Annotated in this window: 4 protein-coding genes and 1 pseudogene; all 5 read right to left on the reverse strand. The window is 54.0% G+C overall.

What is annotated here, in order from left to right:
* Nucleotides 1-1,165 (reverse strand): spermidine/putrescine ABC transporter substrate-binding protein (locus tag Q0526_RS01695; protein ID WP_298730242.1); only part of this gene is annotated, 1,165 nt, incomplete at its 3' end.
* Nucleotides 1,165-1,956, reverse strand: coding sequence for an ABC transporter permease (locus tag Q0526_RS01700; RefSeq protein WP_298730247.1), 792 nt, complete (start codon nucleotides 1,954-1,956; stop codon nucleotides 1,165-1,167). The genes Q0526_RS01700 and Q0526_RS01695, both read right to left, overlap by 1 nt.
* A gap of 61 nt (nucleotides 1,957-2,017) precedes the next feature.
* The gene (locus tag Q0526_RS01705; protein WP_298730244.1) at nucleotides 2,018-2,839 is read right to left on the reverse strand and encodes an ABC transporter permease; all 822 of its coding nucleotides are present in this window, start codon (nucleotides 2,837-2,839) and stop codon (nucleotides 2,018-2,020) included.
* 3 nt (nucleotides 2,840-2,842) lie between these two features.
* Nucleotides 2,843-3,888 (reverse strand): annotated as a pseudogene (gene potA, locus Q0526_RS01710) (spermidine/putrescine ABC transporter ATP-binding protein).
* A gap of 297 nt (nucleotides 3,889-4,185) precedes the next feature.
* Nucleotides 4,186-4,773 (reverse strand): hypothetical protein, encoded by a 588-nt coding sequence (locus Q0526_RS01715; protein ID WP_298730245.1) that lies wholly within the window; start codon nucleotides 4,771-4,773, stop codon nucleotides 4,186-4,188.
* Nucleotides 4,774-4,839 lie beyond the last annotated feature (66 nt).

Raw genomic sequence — 4,839 nt, forward strand, 5'->3', positions numbered from 1 at the left:
CGACCATCCAGCCGCTGCCGCCTTCCTCGTAGCTTTTCATCTCGCTCCACTGGGAATCCATTGCCGCATTGATCTCATCCGGCAAGGTGGTAAATACCTCCGCCTTGCTCATCACATCGTCACCGGGGTAAGCAATTTCGTTGTATTTTAGGTCGTCATCCAACTGTTCCCACACCGCGGTGATGGGCGTGGAATACCCGATATAATCGCAGTTGGCGAGGCCCACCGACGGTTCGCACATATAGTTGATGAACAACTCGGCGGCTTCCTTATTATTGGAATTGGCCGGGATGCACATGCTATCCACAAAAAAGTTTACACCCTCGCTGGGATGCACAAAGGCCAGATCGGGGTTTTCGTCGATCATCGTCAAGGCATCCCCCGCATAATAGGGTGCCATAGCAGCCTCGCCGCCCTCCATCTTGTCAAAGATCTCGTCCATGACATAGGCCTGTACTACACTTTTCTGGTTCTTCAACTCCTGCATGACAGTCTGAACTTCTTCCACCGAAGCGGGATTCAGCGAGTACCCCAGCTTCTTCGCCGCAATGGCATAGGCGTCCCGAGAGTTGTTGAACATCAGCACGTTGTTGGCATATTGCACATCCCACAGCGCCGACCAACTGGTGGGGGCTTCATCCACCAATGTGGTATTGTAAATCAGCCCCGTAGTACCCCACGTATAGGGCACACTATACGTATTTTCAGGGTCGAAGTCCCAACCGAGATATTCTTCCCCGATGCCGGCGAAATTGGGAATGTTGGCAAAATCCAACGGTGCCAACATCCCTTCGGCAGCCATCTTGCCCACCATATAGTCTGACGGGAAAATCACGTCGTAGGTGGCGCCGCCGGACTTCATCTTGGCATACAGGCTTTCGTTGGAGTCAAAGGTGGTGTAGTTGACCTTGATACCGGTCAGCTCTTCAAAGGCGGAGAGTACATCTACACTATCATCGGAGCCGTCCGAAATATACAGACCCCAGTTGTAGACATTCAGGGTGATGTTGTCGTCGGCAAAGCGGGTCCAGTCATAATCGGCCGAAACGGAGATATCTTCCGTGACCGAAATCTCGTCCCCTTCCGCCCAGACGGAAGGCGCAAAAGTCGCCGTCAACAGCACCGCTGCACCTGCCGCGGCAAACCGTTTGTATCGCTCTCTCATCAGTGCTCTCCCTCCTCCTGCATCGCCTTGCGGATGGCATTTTGATTCCGGCGGTAGGCGCGGGAATCCGCTGCGTTGGAAATCAAAATGATGGCGAGGATGACACAGAACATCACCGCCGACAGGGCATTGATCTCGGGGCTGACCTTTTTACGGGTCATGGAATAGATCGCAATGGGCAGCGTCTGCATAGTGCCCGAGTTGAAGTAAGAGATCATAAAGTCGTCGATTGAATAGGTCAGGCAGATCAGGAACGCCGACAGAATGGCCGGAGAGAGTTGGGGCAAAATGACCTTAAAGAAAGCCTGCCGGGGCGTACAGCCCAGATCCAGTGCAGCATTGTACAAGCTGGGATCCAGTTGCCGCAGTTTGGGTCCCACATTGAAGATGACATAGGGCACATTGAAAGTAATGTGGGCGATGATCAGCGTGGGCCAGCCGAACAGCCCCTCTTCCCCGCCCAGACCGAAATTCTGGGCCATGACAAAGAGCAGCATCAGCGAAACACCGGTGATGATTTCGGGGTTGACCACCGGAACATAACTAATGTTGTTGACCAAAAGCTGGGTACGGCGGCTCATAGAATTGATGCCGATGGTAGCCAGCGTACCAAGCACCGTAGCCAGAATGCTGGAGATCAGTGCCAGCACCAGACTGAGCCCCAATGCCGAGAGGATCATCTCGTTGTGGAAGAGGCTCCGGTACCAGTCCAGCGTAAAGCCGGTAAAATTGGAGCGGGACTTGCTCTCGTTAAAGCTGAAAGCAATCATCACCGCAATGGGCAGGTACATGAAGCAGAAAATCAGGATGATATAGGTGCGCTGTAAAAGCACCGATTGCTTTTTGTTCACCTTACATCCCCCCTTCCATTTCCGACTCGTCGAAGCTGGAGGTGAAGCTCATGCAGAGCAGCACAATGACCATCAGTACCAGACTCATGGCAGAGCCGAGGTTGAGGTTGTAGGAGTTGCCGAGGAACTGCAATTCGATCAAGTCGCCGATGAGCAGATTGGAACCGCCGCCCAACATGCGGCTGATGATAAAGGTGGACACCGACGGCACAAACACCTGCGTGATGCCGGTGGCGATGCCGGGGCCGGTCAGGGGCACCAGCACCCGCCAGAGAATCTGCCAGACGTTGCAGCCCAAATCCTGTGCGGCCTCAATGATGGAATCATCAATTTTGGTCATGGCCGTGTAAATGGGCAAAATCATAAACGGCAGATAGTTGTACACCATGCCCAGCACCACCGCGCCGGAGGTGTTGATCATCGTAAAGGGGCCAATACCGAACAACCCGAAAAATTTGTTGATCAGGCCATTTTTCTCCAGCAGCGTCATCCACGCATACGTACGCAGCAGAAAGTTCATCCACATGGGCAGCATGACCAGCATCAGCATGATATGCTGCTTGTTGGCCCGCAGCCGAGAGAGGAAATACCCCACCGGAAAGGCCAGAATCAGGCAGATGACGGTGGACACCACCGCCAAAATCAAGCTGCGGGCAAATACGCTGGAATACCGGCCAATCTGGGTCAGGTTGTCCAGCGTGAACTGGCCGTCGGCGGTGGTCATGGCATACCAGATCACAATGAAGAGCGGCACTACGATGAAGACCGCCATCCAGATCAGATAGGGTCCGGCCAGCCAGCGGGAGGTTTTGGATTTGAGCATCGCTTACACCTCCGTACGCGCCATGATATGGATCTCGTCGGGGCCGATGTTCATACCGATCAGTTCGCCGGGCTGGCTGGCTTGCGTAGAGTGGATGAGCCATTCGTAGCCTTCCACGTCCACGTGCATCTCGAAATGTACGCCCTTGAAGATAACTTCCCGGACCAGACCGGTCAGCATGCCCACAGAAGGCGGCACAATCTGTACGTCCTCGGACGGATGACCACCTGCACCGGCTCGTTGGGCTTAAAGCCCCGGTCCACACAGGTAAAGTCATGACCGCCGAAGTTTACAAGGAAGTCCTTGATCATAACGCCGTCCACAATGTTGGAATCCCCAATGAACCGCGCCACAAAGGCATTGCAGGGTTCGTTGTAAATATCCTGCGGAGAACCGATCTGCTGGATGTTGCCGCCAGACATGACCACTACGGTATCCGACATGGTCAGGGCTTCTTCCTGATCGTGGGTGACGTAGACAAAGGTAATGTTCATCTCGCGCTGGAGGCGTTTGAGTTCCAACTGCATCTCCTTGCGGAGTTTGAGGTCCAGCGCGCCCAACGGCTCGTCCAGCAGCAATACGCGGGGCTGGTTGACCAGACTGCGGGCAATGGCTACCCGCTGCTGCTGACCGCCGGAAAGCTGATGGATGCTGCGGCGTTCAAACCCTTTGAGGCCGACAATCTCCAGCATTTCCAGCACTTTGGGACGGATCTCTTCTTCGGGCAGCTTTTTCAGCCGCAGGCCGAAGGCAACGTTCTCAAAGACGTTCAGATGCGGAAAAAGCGCGTACTTCTGGAACACCGTATTGACCGGCCGCTTATACGGCGGCAGATCCGCGATGTCCTTGCCATCAAAAAAGACATTGCCCGATTTTGGGGTGATAAACCCGGCAATCACGCGCAGGGTCGTGGTCTTGCCGCAGCCCGAAGGCCCCAGAAAGGTCACAAACTCCTTGTCGTGAATGTCGAGAGAAAGTCCGTCCAGAACCTTCTGCCCGTCAAAATCAACAACAATGTCTTTCAGTGATACGATGATATTTTCGTCCATACTACTGCATCCCCCTTTGCGGAATTTCCCGCTGTGGGTACGCAGTGACTGCGGCTGCGGCCGCTCGCGTTACCCTGCGGGTCAGCGTGCTTTATGCCGCCCCGCAAAGGTTTGTTACACGGTCTTTTCCCACCGGAAAAGCCGCTACAAGCAGCACGTACAACGCCAATGTGGCAGGGCAGATTGGATTTACCCCTAGATGCACACAGATTACATTATACGGCACGTGCAAGGTTTGTCAACAGCCATATTTTACATTGCCGTAAAGAATCTTTCATATTTCGGTAAAGCTATACATTATGCGGCTTTCTGCTCATTTTCTAGTTTTTCCCGCAGCGAATCGATGGACCCGCGGAAGAGTTCGTCCCAGCCTCCGGTCAATGCTTGTTCTGCCGACGCCTGCACTTCCTCCCACACGCCATCCCACGCCGAAAGCTGTCCGTTTAGCACAAGGCTGATGGTCCCATCATAACCAGCGCTCCTGCCGGCAATGCGCAATTCATATTTGCCTACCGGCAGCGTGACCGACATTGGCTCTTGACTGTCCAACGGCCACTGCACCACCAGTGTTCTGTCCTGCGCATTCACCACCAGCAGCTTGGCCTGCCCCTTTTGGCAAGTGAGTGTGGAAGTCACCTCGCACACCGTATCGTCCTTTTCCACCGTAAAGGTGCGCAGACTTTGTACGCCGGAAAGGCTGCCTGCATGCAGGGAGTAGGTACCGTCCGACTTCGCATTGCCGCCACACATGATCCCCATATAATGGTTTTCCTTGTCAGTCAGAAACGCCTCATCCTCGTACTTGCCGTCATACTGGCTGCAGCCGCACAGCAAAATTGCAGTGAACATTGCAACCAGCAGCATGAACCAGCTTTGTTTTTTCATATCCTATACTTCTCTCCTTGTATTATAGAGTAGTAGTTATTAGAGCCCCTCTCCAAGGGCTGTGCT

This window comes from uncultured Subdoligranulum sp. (assembly GCF_937890665.1).